This window comes from Pseudoxanthomonas winnipegensis (assembly GCF_030322905.1).
Lineage (GTDB): Bacteria > Pseudomonadota > Gammaproteobacteria > Xanthomonadales > Xanthomonadaceae > Pseudoxanthomonas_A > Pseudoxanthomonas_A winnipegensis.
Map to the genome: position 1 here is coordinate 682181 of NZ_CP095475.1, position 13474 is coordinate 695654.

Sequence of the window (13474 nt, forward strand, 5' to 3'; positions counted from 1 at the left end):
GTTCGGCAGCCCGGTGGGCGGCCGAGGGGTCGATGGAGGAAGCCCGGAGACGTCGTTCCCCGCACGGCGGCAGTGGTCGCCTGTCGCCGGCTCGGCCGTGGGCGCGTGGCGGCGCATGGTCGCGCAGAGCGGCGCTCGAAAGGCGCGTCAGAGCGGACGTAGCCCAGCGATTGGCGCGGAAGCACCAGCGTGGCTGCGTAAGAAGGATCCTGGTCCGGTCGAGCCGGCGCAGCGCGGGCCGCCTGCTGCAGAGCAAGAAGAGCGCGGCCTCGGCGCATCCCGTCCTGCCTGCGCGCGGTCACGGCACGCAACGCATCGGTAGCCCAGGATGGGCATCACATATGATGATGAATTCAATAATTAATCATTACTTGTTCTGATTGAGCTGCGCTTTGTAGAGTCGGTCGCACTCGCCCCAGGCCGCGATCCGCTCGCGACCGGCAAGGGCACGACCACAGACGCACCAGGCGTGCGTCGACACCGGGAGGGTGTGATGTCCGACGGAACCGCGAAAGCGGAGGCACGGTCGCGCGTCGACAGTGCTGCCGACCTGTTCGTCCAGGCCCTGGCCAGGGTCGGCGTGCGCTATTTCTTCGCCAACGGCGGCACCGACTTCCCGCCGATCGCCGAGGCCTTCGCCCGTGCGGCCCTGGATGGCACGCCCAGCCCGAGGCCGATGGTCATCCCGCACGAGAACGTCGCCGTGGCCATGGCGCACGGCAGCTACATGATCGACGGCCAGCCGCAGGCGGTGATGGTCCACGTCAATGTCGGCACGGCCAACACCATCAATGCCGCGCTCGATGCCAGCCGCGACCAGACCCCGGTGCTGCTGTTCGCCGGGCGTTCGCCGTATTCCGAACGCGGCCGCCACGGCACGCGCACGCGCTACATCCACTGGGCGCAGGAGATGTTCGACCAGGCCGGCATGATCCGCGAAGCGGTCAAGTGGGACTACGAACTGCATCTGCCCGAGCAGGCCGGCGAGATCGTGCAGCGCGCGCTGCAGGTGGCGATGACCTCGCCGCGCGGCCCGACCTATGTGACCCTGCCGCGCGACGTGCTGGCCGAAGCGGTCGGCGCGCATGCGGTCGCGCCGCAGCCGCTGAAACCGCCGGCCGCCCCGCGGCCCGATCCGGACGACATCGCCACGCTGGCCGGCTGGTTGCGCCAGGCGCAGCGTCCGCTGATCGTGACCGCCAGCGCCGGGCGCACCGAGGCCGGCTTCGCCGCGCTGTCCACGTTCGCCGAGCGCTTCGGCATCCCGGTGGCGGTGTTCCACCCGCGCTTCCAGAACATCTCGGCCGAGCATCCGCTGTTTGCCGGCTACGACCCGGCACCGCTGGTGGCCCGGGCCGATCTGATCCTGGCGCTGGACTGCGATGTGCCGTGGGTGCCCGCGGTGCAAACGCCGCCGGCCGATTGCCGGGTCGCACATCTGGGCGAGGACCCGGCCTATGTGCGCTACCCGATGCGCAGCTTCCGCACCGATCTGGCCCTGTCGGGAACCACCGCAGCCCTGCTGCAGGCCCTGACCCAGGCCCTGCACGACACCGGCGGCATCGACCCTAAGGTGGTGCAGGCGCGCACCGAGACCTGCGTCGAACGCACCGCTGCGCTGCGCGCGCAGTGGCGGCAGGCCGCGGCGAACCCCGCGGGCGCGATCACGCCGGAATGGATCAGCGCCTGCATCGCCGAGGCCGTGGGCGAGGACGCGATCATCGTCAACGAGTACCCGCTGCGCCAGCCGCAGTGCCCGCAGACCCGGCCCAATACCTATTTCGGCCTGAGCCCCGCCGGCGGCCTGGGCTGGGGCCTGGGCGCGGCGCTGGGGGCCAAGCTGGCCGCGCCGGACAGGCTGGTGGTGGCCACGCTGGGCGATGGCGCCTACATGTTCGCCAATCCCACCGCCTGCCACTGGGTCAGCGAGGCGCATGCGCTGCCGGTGCTCACGGTGATCTTCAACAACGCGCTGTACGGCGCGGTGCGCAACTCGACCAAGGCGATGTACCGCGATGGCCACGCCGCGGGCGACGCGCACCGCATGCTGGCCGAACTCTCGCCTTCGCCGCGCTTCGAGCATGCCGTGGAAGCCAGCGGCGGCCTGGGCCTGCGCGTGGAGCACGCCGACGATCTGCCGACGGCCCTGGCGCAGGCGGTGGCCGCGGTCCGTGGCGGCCGCCAGGCGCTGGTCAACGTGATCTGTGAGTACTGAGCAGGCCATCGCGATGTCGTCCCCGGTGCGCGAAGCGAATGCGGCCCCGGCACATGGCTGGGGCACTGGCGGCCTGAGCGGCGCGGCCGCCGCGCTGCGTCGTCGCTATCCCACCATCGACGACCTGGAGCGCGCCGCGGGCCGGCGTGCGCCGCGCTTCGCGCGCGACTTCGTCGCCAATGGCCTGGGCGACGATGTGTGCCTGCGCCGCAACCGTGCCGCGCTGGACGCGTGCCAGATCGTGCCGCGCTACGGTCTGGACGTGCGCCAGGTCGACACCGGCGTGAGTTTGTTCGGGCAGCGCTACGCCATGCCGCTGGGTGTGGCGCCGATGGGCCTGGCCGGCCTGCTGCGCGCCGGCGCCGATGAGGCGCTGGCCGCGGCGGCGCAGGCGGCGCGGGTGCCGTATGTGTACTCCTCGGTGGGCAACGCGACCATCGAGCGCATCGGCCAGATCGCGCCGGATGTGTTCTGGTTCCAGCTCTACGCGGTACCCGCGGACGACCACCGCGTCTCGCTCGACCTGGCCCGGCGCGCGGCGCGTGCGGGCGCCAGGGTGCTGGTGGTGACGCTGGACGTGCCGGTCCGCGCCAAGCGTTCGGGCGATGTGCGCAACGGCCTGGTGGTGCCGTTCAAGCCGCGCCCGCGCACCGTGCTGGACGTGCTGCGCGCACCGCGCTGGGCGCTGGACCTGCTGCGCCATGGCCAGCCGCGCTTCGGCAACTTCATTCCTTATGCGGGCGACGCGCCCAGCACCCGGCAGCTGGCGAGCTATGTGTTCCAGCAGATGGCCGGGCCGATGACCTGGGATGCGCTGGTGCGCATCCGCGATGCATGGCCGCACGCGCTGGTGGTCAAGGGCGTGCTGCATCCGGACGACGCGCAGACCGCGCTGTCGATCGGCGCGGACGGCGTACTGGTGTCCAACCATGGCGGGCGCCAGTTCGATGCGGCACCGGCGGCGCTGGAGGCCTTGCCGGCGATCGTCGAACGCGTCGGCCAGCACGCTACGGTGCTGGTCGATGGTGGCCTGCGCCATGGCGTCGACGTGCTGCGCGCGCTGCGCTGCGGTGCCCACGCCGCGCTCGCCGGCCGCGCCTTCCTGTGGGGCCACGGCGCGGCCGGTCCGGCCGGCGCGGCGCATGTGGCCGCGCTGTTCCAGGAGGAATTCAGGATCGCGCTGGCCCAGGCCGGTGTGCGCACGCCCGAAGAAGCCCGCGCAGGAGGCCGCGCGGCCAGCTCCTGATCCGATGTCTTCGCTTACCACCATCCACACGATCCGCAGCGTCACCACGCGCCCTGGGAGGGGCAGGTCGATGAACAAGCAGCACCGGCAACTCGCCCCGCGCCCGGCCACCCGGCAGGACGTGCGCGCATGAACCTCACCCTCATCGCCATCGTCGGCGGCTACATGCTGGCGCTGGCCGCGATCAGTTTCTGGGCCCGACGCTATGCCAAGACCGCGCACAGTTTCACCAGCGGCGGCAGCAACTTTCCGGCGATCCTCATCGGCTTCCTGCTGATGAGCGAATTCATCGGCACCACCGCCAGCGTAGGCACCGCGCAGGTGGCTTACAAGCAGGGCATTTCCTCGGCCTGGAACCTGGCTGCGCTCGGCGTGGGCTTCGTCCTGTTCGCCTTCCTGATGGCCCGGCGCTTCAAGGACATGCAGGAAAACACCATCTCCGGCGCGATGGCGCGCACGTACGGGGAGCCGGTGCGCTTTGCGACCTCGGTGATCATGATCTTCGCCCTGCAGATCGTCGCGATCTCGGTCTACACCAGCGGCGGGGCGGTGCTGGCCGGGCTGCTCAAGATCGACCGCACCCTGGCAATCGTGATCGTCGGCGTGATCGGGGTGCTGTACGTCAGCCTGGGCGGCATGCGCTCGGTGATCTACACCAACGTGCTGCACGCGATGGTCAAGTATCTGGGCATCGCCATCGCGCTGGGCTATGCCCTGTCCAAGGTCGGCGGCTACGAGCAGCTGCACGCGCGGCTGCCGGCCAGCATGTTCAGCCTGACCGGCGTGGGCTGGGGCCAGATCGGCGCGTGGATGGTGGCCGGCGTCGGCGCGGTGCTGGCCACCCAGTACGTGGTGCAGGCGATCGCGACCGTGCCCGACGGCCGGCGCGCGCGCGCGGCAAGCTTCTATTCGGCCCTGCTGATCGTCCCCTTCGGCATCGCCGCGGCGATCGTCGGCATGTGCTGCGTGCTGCTGTTCCCCAACATCAATGCGCTGCAGGCCTTCCCGACCCTGGTCGCGTCGATGAACGACTTCATGGCCGGCCTGGTGGTGGCGGGTCTGGCCGGATCGCTGTTCGGCACCATCTCGGCGCTGAGCATGGGCACGGCCACGCTGATCTACAAGGATTTCTACGCGCGGTTCTTCCAGCGCGACAAGACTGATGAGGTCAGCGCGCTGCGCTTCGTGCGCATCGCCACGATCGTGGTCGGGCTGATCCCGATCCCGCTGGCGGTGGCCTCCACCGAGGTGCTCAACGTCACCTTCCTGGCCAAGTCGCTGCGCGCCACGCTGGCCGTGCTGCTGCTGATCGCCTTCTACGCGCCGCGCTTCGGTTCGCCGCGCGGTGCGCTGGCCAGCATCCTGCTGTCGCTGTTCGTGACCATCGGCTGGTACCTGGCCGGCAATCCGTTCGGCATCGACAACGCCTATGTCGCCCTGGCGATTCCCCTGGTGGTCATGGCCCTCAGTCATCCCTTCCGCGGCAAGGGCCGGGTGGCGGCAGGCGTGAAGCTGGAACACGGAACACGATGACGCAAGCCGACACCCTCTCGCACGACGAAACGCTGGCGCCCGGCCAGTGGACCGGCCGTTCCCTGCCGCGCGTGGAAGACGCTGCCCTGCTGAGCGGGCGCGGCCGCTACTTCGACGATCTCGGCACGCCGCCGCGCACCCAGCATGCGGCGATCCTGCGCTCGCCGCATGGCCATGCGCGCGTGCTGCGCGTGGACGTCGACAAGGCGCGCGCCCTGCCGGGCGTCTGCGCGGTGCTGACCGGGGCTGACATCCAGCGGCTGACCACCAGCCTGGTGGTCGGCGTCAAGGCGCCGATCGAATGCTGGCCCATCGCCACCGACCGCGTGCGCTACGTCGGCGAGCCGGTCGCGGTCGTGGTGGCGCGCGACCGCTACCTGGCCGAAGACGCGATGGAGCTGATCGAGGTCGAGTACGAGGCGCTGGACGCGGTGGTCGATCCGCAGCTGGCCATCGCACCCGATGCGCCAGTGCTGCACGAGGGCCTGGGCGGCAATATCGCCAGCGAGCGGTCCTTCCGCTACGGCGATCCTGAGACCGCCTTCGCGCAGGCCGCCCGTCGCGTGTCGGTGGAGGTGCGCTATCCGCGCAACAGCTGCACGCCGATCGAATGCTATGGCGTGCTGGCCGAGTACGACCCGGGCATCGACGGCTACGACGTGCTGGCCAATTTCCAGGGTCCTTTCAGCATCCATGCGGTGATCTCGCGGGCGCTGAAGGTGCCGGGCAACCGCCTGCGCCTGCGCACGCCGCCCGAGTCCGGCGGCAGCTATGGCATCAAGCAGGGCATCTTTCCCTACATCGTGCTGATCGCCGCCGCCGCGCGCGTGGCCCAGTGCCCGGTGAAGTGGGTCGAGGACCGGCTCGAGCATCTGTCCGCCTCGGTCTGCGCGACCAACCGCGACACCACGCTGGCCGCAGCGGTCGACGCCGATGGCCGCGTGCGCGCGCTGGCCTGGGACCAGCTGGAGGACTGCGGCGCGCACCTGCGTGCGCCGGAGCCGGCCACCCTGTACCGCATGCACGGCAACATGACCGGTGCCTACGCGATCGCGCACGTGTCCATCCGCAACCGTGTGGTGCTGACCAACAAGATGCCGACCGGCCTGAACCGCGGCTTCGGCGGTCCGCAGGTGTACTTCGCGCTGGAGCGGCTGATGCAGCGCATCGCCATCGAACTCGGCCTCGATCCGCTCGAGGTCATCCGCCGCAACCTGGTGCCGGCCGAGGCGTTCCCGTATCGCACCGCCACCGGGGCGCTGCTGGATTCGGGCGACTACCGCACCGCGGTGGACCGCGCCGTCGAGGAGGGCGGCCTGGCCGAGCTGATCGCACGGCGCGATGCCGCGCGCGCCGAAGGCCGCCGCTACGGCATCGGCTTCACCGCCGCGGTCGAGCCCAGCGTGTCCAACATGGGCTACATCACCGCGGTGCTCACGCCCGAGCAGCGCGCCAAGGCCGGGCCGAAGAATGGCGCGCAGGCCACGGCGACCATTCAGATCGACGCGGTCGGCTCGGTCAGCGTGCACGTGGCCTCGGTGCCGCAGGGGCAGGGCCACCGCACGGTGCTCGCGCAGGTGGTGGCCGATGCCTTCGGCCTGACCCCGCGCGACATCCGCGTGGTGACCGAGATGGACACCGCGCGCGATGCCTGGTCGATCGCCTCGGGCAACTATTCCAGCCGCTTCGCCGCCGCCGTCGCTGGCGCCGCGCATATCGCCGCCATGCGCCTGCGCGAGAAGCTGGCCAGGATCGCCGCCGCCCAGCTCGGCTGCGAATGGCAGCAGATCGAATTCGTCGAGGGCACGCTGCGGCACAAGGGCAGCGATGCAAGGCCGCTGTCCTTCGCGCGCGTGGCCTCGTCCAGCCATTGGGCGCCGGGCACCCTGCCGGACGAGGTGGACCATGCGATCCGCGAGACCGCGTTCTGGACGCCGCCGCAGCTCACCGCGCCCGATGCGCAGGACGGCGTCAACAGCTCGCTGTGCCACGGCTTCATCTTCGACTTCTGCGGCGTGGAGATCGACCGCGACACCGCGCAGGTGCGCATCGACAAGTACGTGACCATGCACGACTGCGGCCGCATCCTGCATCCGGGCATGGTCGAAGGCCAGGTCAACGGCGGCTACGCGCATGCGCTGGGCGCGGCGCTGTACGAGGAGCACAGCTACGGCGCCGACGGCAGCTTCCTGTCCGGCACCTTCGCCGACTACCTGGTGCCGACCGCGATGGAAGTGGTCCCGCCGCTGATCCTGCATCACGAGACGTCGTCGCCATTCACGCCGCTGGGCGCCAAGGGCGTGGGCGAGGGCAACTGCATGTCCACGCCGGTATGCCTGGCCAATGCAGTGGCCGACGCGCTGTCGATCGCCGATGTCGAACTTCCGCTGCTGCCCGCGCGCCTGGCGCTGCATCTGCACGGGGAGGAGGCCCCGCCCTCGCGGCCGCTGGCAAAAAAGGCCGCGCCGCCGGCCAAGCCGGGCGAGCGCAAGCTCACCGGCGAGGGCGTGGCCAGGGTCGCCGCGTCGCGTCAGCAGGTGTGGAACATGCTGCTGGATCCGGACACGCTGGCCTCGGTGATCCCCGGCGCGCACGGCATCGAACGGCCCTCGCCGACCGAGTTCACCGCCGATGTCACGCTCGGCATCGGCCCGGTCAAGGGCCGCTACAAGGCCAAGGTCGGCCTGCACGATCTCGACGAGCCCGAATCGCTCACCCTCAAGGGCACCACCACCGGTGCGCTGGGCTTCGGCAACGGCAGCGGCGCGGTGACCCTGAAGGAACCGTCGCCGGGCCACACCGAGATCCATTACCGCTACGAAGTGGTCATCGGCGGCAAGGTCGCCTCCATCGGCGGACGCCTGCTGGACGGCGCGGCCAGGGTGGTGATCGGCCAGCTGTTCGACGGCTTGGCCGCGAAGGCCGGCGGCGGCAAGGGCGGTATCGCCGGATGGTTCAAGCGCGTGCTGCGCAGGTTTGGAGTGGGTCTGTGAAGCCGGCGCCGTTCGACTATCTCCGCGCCGAATCGCGCGAGGAGGTGCTGGCGCAGCTGCACGAGCACGGCGACCAGGCGCGCATCATCGCCGGCGGCCAATCGCTGGTGCCGATGCTGAGCATGCGCCTGGCCAAGCCGGCGCTGCTGGTGGACGTCATGCATGTCGAATCGCTGGCCAGGATCGAGGTCACCGAGGCCGGCATCCGCATCGGCGCCGGGGTGCGCCAGGCGGCGCTGTTGGAATGGACCGCACGCGATCCGCGCCTGCCGCTGCTGGCCAGGGCGCTGCCCTGGGTCGGCCATGCGCAGACACGCAACCGCGGCACCGTGGTCGGCTCGATCGCCCATGCCGACCCCAGCGCCGAGCAGCCGCTGTGCCTGCTCACCCTGGGCGGCACGCTGCAGCTGCGCCAGCGCAGGAAGGCGCGTTCCATCCCGGCCTCGGATTTCTTCGTCGGCATGATGGCCACCGCACGCGGCGATACCGAGCTGATCGAGTCGGTGACCTTTCCCGCCGCGCAGCCGGGCACCGGCTATGCCTTCGGCGAAGTGGGCCGCCGGCACGGCGACTTCGCCATCGTCGCCTGCGCCGCGGTCGCCACCGGGCACGCCGTGCGTCTTGGCGTCGGCGGGGTGGCCGACGTCCCCACCGTGCGCGAACTGCCGCTGCCCGGCGCGTCGGACTTCGAGGACGCCCTCAACCAGTACGCCTGGGACCTGGACGCCCGCGACGATCTGCACGCCACGGCGCGCTATCGCCGTGAGCTGGTGCGCCGCCTGGGCCGCGAGACCATCGAGGAGGCCCTGCGATGCCGAAACTGATCGCCAGCCTGCGCCACACCGTCAGCCTCACGCTCAACGGCCGCCGGGTCGAGGGGCAGGCCGAGCCGCGCATGCTGTTGTCCGACTTCCTGCGCCACGAGCTGGGCGCCACCGGCACCCATGTGGGCTGCGAACACGGCGTCTGCGGCGCCTGCACCGTGCTGATCGACGGCGTGCCGGCGCGCTCGTGCCTGGCGCTGGCCGTGCAGAGCGACGGCGCGCAGATGCAGACCGTGGAAGGGCTCTCGCCCGACGGCGGCCACACGCTGGGCGTGCTGCAGGAGGCCTTCCGCGCCCACCACGGCCTGCAGTGCGGCTTCTGCACGCCCGGGATCCTGATGTCGCTGGACGGCTTCCTGCGCGCATCGCCCGACGCCAGCGAGGACGAACTCAAGGAGATGCTCTCCGGCCATCTGTGCCGGTGCACCGGCTACGCCACCATCATCAAGGCCGCCCTGCACGCGCAGCGGCGGTTGAAAGAGGAACGCGCACATGCTTGATCTCGGCACCAGTTTCCTGGCCAGCGTCGAACGCGACCCAAAGGCCCTGGCCATCGTCGATGGCGACACGCGCCTGACCTACGCGGCCTGGTACCGGGCCATCTCTTCGGTCGTCGCGGCGCTGGACGCCGCCGGCGTGCGCCACGGCGACCATGTGGTCAGCGTGCTGCGCAACCGCTGGGAAGCGGCCACGCTGCACTGGGCCTGCCAGTTCGCCGGCGTGATCCTGACCCCGCTCAACTGGCGCGCCACCGCCGAGGACGTGGGCTTCTGCGTGCACGACGCCGAGGCGCGCGTGATCGTGTACGAGGACGCGCCCTCCAAGTCGATCGCCGCCGCCGGCCTGGACGAGTCCGTGCTGCACGTGACCCTGGACATCGAGCGTCCCGGCGCGCAGCGCTTCGCCAGCTGGCTGGCCCTGGACGCGCCGCCGGCCACGCCGCGCGCCACGGCCGATGACTGGTCGCTGATGCTCTACACCTCGGGCACCACCTCCAAGCCAAAGGGCGTGCCGCGCCGCCACCGCGCCGAGCGCGCCGCGGCCATCGCCCATGTCGCGCAGAATCTCTACGGCAACGGCGAGCGCACCTTGGGGGTGATGCCGCTGTACCACACGATGGGCGTGCGCTCGCTGCTGGCCAGCTCGATCATCAACGGCGTATTCGTTTGCCTGCCCAAGTTCGACGCGGCCCGCGCGCTGGCCCTGATCGCCCAGGAGAAGATCGACAACCTCTATCTGGTGCCGACGCTGTACCACGACGTGGTCCACCACCCGGACTTCGCCGGGACGGATGTGTCCTCGGTGCGCAAGCTCGGCTATGCCGGCGCATCGATGACCGATGGCCTGCTCAGGAAGCTCGACGAGGCGTTCAGGCCGGACCTGTTCGTCAACCACTATGGGTCCTCGGAGGTCTACACCTTCACCATCGAGGACGACGCGGCCGGCAAGCCGGGCAGCGCCGGACGCTCGGGCATCAACCAGATGGTCCGCGTGGTCAAGCTGGAGGCGAGCACGGGCGAGGAGCGCGCCGCGGTCAACGAGGAAGGCCAGATCGTCGCGCTGCTGGCCGGCGACGAGGCCTTCGAAGGCTACTGGCGCCGCCCGGACGCAGATGACAAGGCGCTGCGCAACGGTTGGTACTTCACCGGCGACACCGGCTATGTGGACGAGGAAGGCGACCTGTTCGTCACCGGCCGCGTCGACGACATGATCATCTCCGGCGGCGAGAACGTCTCGCCGGTGGAAATCGAGAGCCATCTCTCGCTGCATCCCAAGGTCGATGAGGTGGCCGTGGTCGGCCTGCCGGACGAGCGCTGGGGCAGCGTGGTCACCGCCTTCATCAAGGCCAATGCGCCGGTCACCCGGGAAGAGCTCGACGCCTGGTGCCGCGATTCCAAGCTGGCCAACTTCAAGCGCCCGCGCGACTTCGTGTTCGTGCAGGACATTCCCAAATCGCCGGTCGGCAAGCTGCTGCGCCGCAAGCTCACCGCCGGCGAATACGCCCTGGCCCCTTGAAGCCTCTTCTTTCCCCTACCCACAAGGCAGAACCCCATGTCCAAGACCATCGAAACCCTCGACGGCTTCCGCATCGAAGTCGACGTCGACGCCCAGCGCGGCGACATCGTGCTGGACCGCGCGCCGTTCAACACCATCAGCATGGACCAGCGCGACGCGCTGCGCCTGGCGTTCGAGCGGCTCGACGCCGATGCGCGCGTGCGCGTGATCGTGCTGCGTGCCGAGGGCGAGCACTTCTCCTCCGGCGGCTACATCATGGGCTTCCTGGAGGCCTCGCCGGAGCATGTCTCGCATCTGGCCTGGAACATCGCCGCCCCGGCGCGCGCCAGCAAGCCGGTCATCGCCGCCAACCGCGGCTACACCTTCGGGGTGGGCTTCGAGATCTCGCTGGCCTGCGATTTCCGCATCGTCTCCGAGACCGTCGAGTACGCGCTGCCGGAACAGAAGCTCGGCCAGATCCCGGGCTCGGGCGGCTCGGCGCGCCTGCAGAAGATCGTCGGCATCACCCGCACCAAGGACATCGTCATGCGCTCCAAGCGCATCAAGGCGCAGCAGGCCTACGACTGGGGCATCGCCACCGAGCTGGTCGCCGACGGCGAGCTGGAAGCGGCCACCGACGCGCTGGTCAAGGAGCTGATCGGCTTCTCGCCGCTGGCCCAGCGCACCGCCAAGAAGCTGCTCAACGATACCGAGGACGCCTCGCTGTCCATCGCGATCGAGCTGGAAGGCCATTGCTACAGCCGCCTGCGCAGCTCTGACGACTTCCGCGAAGGCGTCGAGGCCTTCCACGCCAAGCGCAAGCCGAACTTCCAGGGCCGCTGATCGCGGGCAACGGCGCAGGCGCGCTGTGCCCCGCGCCACCACGCGGGTGCGGCGCGCGTGGATCTTCTTCCTGGCCAGCGCCGGTTGCGGCGGGCCGCGTAGGGTAGTGCGATGACGCAAGTGTTCGACGAGGTGATCGTAGGCGGCGGATCGGCCGGCTGCGTGCTGGCCAACCGGCTCTCGACCCATCCCGCCCGGCGCGTGCTGCTGGTCGAGGCCGGCATCGACACGCCACCGGGCCAGGTGCCCGAGGCGCTGCTGGACAGCTATCCGATGGCGCTGTTCCATGGCGAGCGCTACATCTGGCCCGGGCTGTCGGCCTCGACCACGCGCGCTGCGGATGGCCGCGTTCTGTCGCGCGCCTACGAGCAGGGCCGGGTGATGGGCGGCGGCTCGTCGATCAACGTGCAGGCGGCCAATCGCGGATTGCCGCGCGATTACGACGCCTGGGCCGCGCTGGGGGCCGAGGGCTGGGACTGGGACGGCGTGCTGCCGTACTTCCGCAAGCTCGAGCGCGACCTCGACTGCGACGGCCCGCTGCACGGCCGCGACGGGCCGATTCCGATCCGCCGCATCAGGCCGCAGGCATTCCCGCCCTATGCGACCGCAGTGACGCAGGCGCTGTCCGCCAGCGGTCTTTCCATGCGGCTGGACCAGAATGGAGACTTCGAGGATGGGCTGTTCCCACCGGCGTTCTCCAACGAGCACGACCGGCGCGTGTCCAGCGCGACGGGCTATCTCGATGCGAGCGTGCGTGCGCGCCGCAACCTGGCGATTCGCGCCAACACACGCGTGGTCGGGCTGAAGTTCGAAGGCCGCCGCGTGGTCGGTGTCGAGCTGGAGCGAGACGGCGCGCGCGAGCTGGTCTACGCCGGGCGCGTCAGCCTCACCGCCGGCGCGCTGCAGTCGCCGGCGCTGCTGATGCGCGCGGGCGTCGGCGATGGCCAGGCGCTGGCGGCACTCGGGGTCCAGGTCATCGCCAATCGCCCCGGCGTGGGCCGCAACCTGCACGATCATCCGGCGCTGACGCTGTGCCAGTACCTGCCGCGCGCGCTGCGCCTGCCGCCGAGCTATCGCCGCGCCAGCTTCGTGGCCATGCGCTACAGCTCGGGCATCGAAGGCGGCAGCGCATCGGACATGTACCTCACCGCCTCGGCGCGCGCCGGCTGGCATGCGCTGGGCCAGCGCCTGAGCCTGTTCTTCCTGTGGTGCAACCAGCCGCACTCGCAGGGACGCGTGCAGCTGGTCTCGGCCTCGCCCGACGACTATCCGAAGGTCGATCTCAACCTGCTCTCCGCGCCGGCCGATCTGCGGCGGATGATGCACGGCGTGCGCCAGCTGGTGCGGCTGGCCGTGTGCGAGGCGCTCAATCCGGACATCGACGATCTGTTCCCGGCCGGCTTCACGCCGGCGATCAAGCAGCTCAGCGCGGTCACGCGCCGCAACGCGCTGCTGACCGGGTTGCTGGGCGCGCTGCTGGACGTACCGGCGTCGCTGCGCCAGCAGGTGCTGCGCCGGGTGATGAACGGCGGGCGTTCGCTGGCGTCGGTGCTGGGCGACGATGCGCAGCTGGAAGCCTTCGTGCGCGCCAACGTGTTCGGCGTGTGGCACGCCAGCGGCACCTGCCGCATGGGCCGCGCGGACGATCCGAGCGCGGTCGTGGATCCGGCCGGCAAGGTGATCGGTGTGGACAACCTCTACGTCGCCGACGCCTCAGTGATGCCGCGCCTGCCGTCGGCCAACACCAACATCCCGACCATCATGATCGCGGAGAAGATCGCGGACGGCATGCGCAAGGCGGTGTGAGCCGCACCAACATCCGAAG

The 13474-nt window shown here is 70.4% G+C and carries 9 protein-coding genes; all 9 read left to right on the forward strand.

The annotated features are described in order from the left end of the window. Window positions 1–493 precede the first annotated feature (493 nt). The 9 genes from MWN52_RS02905 (at window position 494) to MWN52_RS02945 (ending at window position 13455) form a co-directional block, all read left to right on the forward strand. Entirely contained in the window at window positions 494–2215 is a 1722-nt protein-coding gene (locus tag MWN52_RS02905) for a thiamine pyrophosphate-requiring protein (protein WP_286576535.1), read from the forward strand. A 13-nt stretch (window positions 2216–2228) separates the two neighbouring features. After that, complete coding sequence (locus tag MWN52_RS02910; RefSeq protein WP_286576536.1) at window positions 2229–3461, forward strand: alpha-hydroxy acid oxidase; 1233 nt, start codon at window positions 2229–2231, stop codon at window positions 3459–3461. A 129-nt stretch (window positions 3462–3590) separates the two neighbouring features. Then, a complete protein-coding gene (locus tag MWN52_RS02915) occupies window positions 3591–4994 on the forward strand; it encodes a sodium:solute symporter family protein (protein ID WP_286576537.1) in 1404 nt (467 codons plus the stop codon). Continuing rightward, window positions 4991–7987, forward strand: coding sequence for a xanthine dehydrogenase family protein molybdopterin-binding subunit (locus MWN52_RS02920; RefSeq protein ID WP_286576538.1), 2997 nt, complete (start codon window positions 4991–4993; stop codon window positions 7985–7987). Before MWN52_RS02915 ends, MWN52_RS02920 begins: the two co-directional genes overlap by 4 nt. Continuing rightward, window positions 7984–8811 carry an FAD binding domain-containing protein gene (locus tag MWN52_RS02925; RefSeq protein ID WP_286576539.1) on the forward strand — a complete coding sequence of 276 codons (828 nt, stop codon included), beginning with the start codon at window positions 7984–7986 and terminating at the stop codon, window positions 8809–8811. The genes MWN52_RS02920 and MWN52_RS02925 overlap by 4 nt, the downstream gene beginning before the upstream one ends. Further along, the gene (locus MWN52_RS02930) at window positions 8799–9311 is read left to right on the forward strand and encodes a (2Fe-2S)-binding protein (protein WP_286576540.1); all 513 of its coding nucleotides are present in this window, start codon (window positions 8799–8801) and stop codon (window positions 9309–9311) included. Before MWN52_RS02925 ends, MWN52_RS02930 begins: the two co-directional genes overlap by 13 nt. Continuing rightward, complete coding sequence (locus MWN52_RS02935; protein WP_286576542.1) at window positions 9304–10827, forward strand: AMP-binding protein; 1524 nt, start codon at window positions 9304–9306, stop codon at window positions 10825–10827. The genes MWN52_RS02930 and MWN52_RS02935 overlap by 8 nt, the downstream gene beginning before the upstream one ends. 36 nt (window positions 10828–10863) lie before the next feature. Beyond that, a complete protein-coding gene (locus MWN52_RS02940) occupies window positions 10864–11649 on the forward strand; it encodes an enoyl-CoA hydratase/isomerase family protein (protein ID WP_286576544.1) in 786 nt (261 codons plus the stop codon). Between the two features lie 111 nt (window positions 11650–11760). Continuing rightward, window positions 11761–13455 carry a GMC family oxidoreductase gene (locus MWN52_RS02945; RefSeq protein WP_286576545.1) on the forward strand — a complete coding sequence of 565 codons (1695 nt, stop codon included), beginning with the start codon at window positions 11761–11763 and terminating at the stop codon, window positions 13453–13455. The last annotated feature ends 19 nt before the right edge of the window (window positions 13456–13474 follow it).

Bases quoted from the DNA above. Each gene is read 5' to 3' on its own strand.
- MWN52_RS02945 (WP_286576545.1), top strand. From the start codon at position 11,761: ATGACGCAAGTGTTCGACGAGGTGATCGTAGGCGGCGGATCGGCCGGC.
- MWN52_RS02935 (WP_286576542.1), top strand. From the start codon at position 9,304: ATGCTTGATCTCGGCACCAGTTTCCTGGCCAGCGTCGAACGCGACCCA.
- MWN52_RS02905 (WP_286576535.1), top strand. From the start codon at position 494: ATGTCCGACGGAACCGCGAAAGCGGAGGCACGGTCGCGCGTCGACAGT.
- MWN52_RS02910 (WP_286576536.1), top strand. From the start codon at position 2,229: ATGTCGTCCCCGGTGCGCGAAGCGAATGCGGCCCCGGCACATGGCTGG.
- MWN52_RS02930 (WP_286576540.1), top strand. From the start codon at position 8,799: ATGCCGAAACTGATCGCCAGCCTGCGCCACACCGTCAGCCTCACGCTC.
- MWN52_RS02920 (WP_286576538.1), top strand. From the start codon at position 4,991: ATGACGCAAGCCGACACCCTCTCGCACGACGAAACGCTGGCGCCCGGC.
- MWN52_RS02940 (WP_286576544.1), top strand. From the start codon at position 10,864: ATGTCCAAGACCATCGAAACCCTCGACGGCTTCCGCATCGAAGTCGAC.
- MWN52_RS02915 (WP_286576537.1), top strand. From the start codon at position 3,591: ATGAACCTCACCCTCATCGCCATCGTCGGCGGCTACATGCTGGCGCTG.